The organism is Christiangramia aquimixticola, assembly GCF_048285835.1.
Classification (GTDB): domain Bacteria; phylum Bacteroidota; class Bacteroidia; order Flavobacteriales; family Flavobacteriaceae; genus Christiangramia; species Christiangramia aquimixticola.
Map to the genome: position 1 here is coordinate 1 of NZ_JBLVTL010000265.1, position 290 is coordinate 290.

Annotated in this window: 1 protein-coding gene; it reads right to left on the minus strand. The window is 42.1% G+C overall.

Going from position 1 to position 290, the window contains the following annotated elements; all coding sequences use genetic code 11:
- Positions 1-250, minus strand: a 250-nt coding sequence (locus ACNKXV_RS14425; protein ID WP_417908401.1) for a hypothetical protein, incomplete at its 3' end; no start/stop codon positions are given.
- Positions 251-290: the final 40 nt, after the last annotated feature.

A 290-nucleotide genomic window follows, 5' to 3' on the forward strand; every position in this document is an offset into this window, starting at 1 on the left:
ATTTCTTCCAAGTTTCACCTGCTGCCTTTTTCTCCAAGATTCCGTCAAATTGGGTTTTGAGATCTGCCGAAGTTGTAGCAGCAATCGCTTCTTCCAATTCGATCCAAGTGCCCTCTGGCAATTTACCAGCATCAAAATCCGCCAAGATAGTTTTCCAAACCGGAAGATCTTTGCTTCCTTCCAAACCTCCCAAAGTCAAAAGGGCTGTTTGCTTTTCGGACAAAGTTCTTTTCTTAATAATATCTGTCAACAAAGTCACTTTTTGATCATTAGGAAGGCTAGTCTGCGCT